Source organism: Tsukamurella conjunctivitidis (genome assembly GCF_007858475.1).
In the GTDB taxonomy this organism is placed as follows: Bacteria; Actinomycetota; Actinomycetes; order Mycobacteriales; family Mycobacteriaceae; genus Tsukamurella; species Tsukamurella conjunctivitidis.
The window spans coordinates 1-552 of the sequence record NZ_VIGX01000244.1 but is presented as its reverse complement, the minus strand read 5'-3'; the positions used below and the strand labels follow the sequence as shown (position 1 = coordinate 552).

Below are 552 nucleotides of genomic sequence, written 5' to 3'. Positions count from 1 at the left end.
AGGATTCGGTGGCGTAGCCGAGTATGGAATTACGGTACGTTGGGATAAAAACTTCCTAAAATTGATCTATCTGACTTTGGCACGTCGTCGCAATGTAGAGATCTATGGCGGTGTCCGTTTAGGGGGAACATTAACATTAGAAGATGCTTTCGATCTTGGCTTTGACCATGTATCGCTCGCAGTTGGTGCCGGTCTTCCTAGAGATTTAAAGATTGATAACTCCTTAGCAAAAGGGATGAAACAAGCCTCTGACTTCTTAATGGCGATGCAGCTAACAGGTGCCGCTAAAGATAGCTCAATTGCTAACTTACAAGTACGTCTTCCGGCAGTTGTTATCGGAGGTGGTTTAACTGCCATCGATACAGCAACAGAGGTTCAAGCCTACTATATTAAGCAGGTAGAGAAGGTGCTTCATCGAGTAGAAATTTTAGGGGAAGAGAAGATCCGTGAGAATCTCTCTCCAGAAGATGATGAGACCTTAACAGAGTTTTTGACTCATGGTCGAGAAGTGCGCGCTGAACGTGAACGTGCAGCAGCTGCCGGCGAAGCGCC

At 46.2% G+C, this 552-nt stretch carries 1 pseudogene; it reads left to right on the top strand.

Features of this window, described 5'->3' with window-relative positions:
* A pseudogene (locus FK530_RS27690) lies at window positions 1-552 on the top strand (hypothetical protein); the annotation flags it as partial.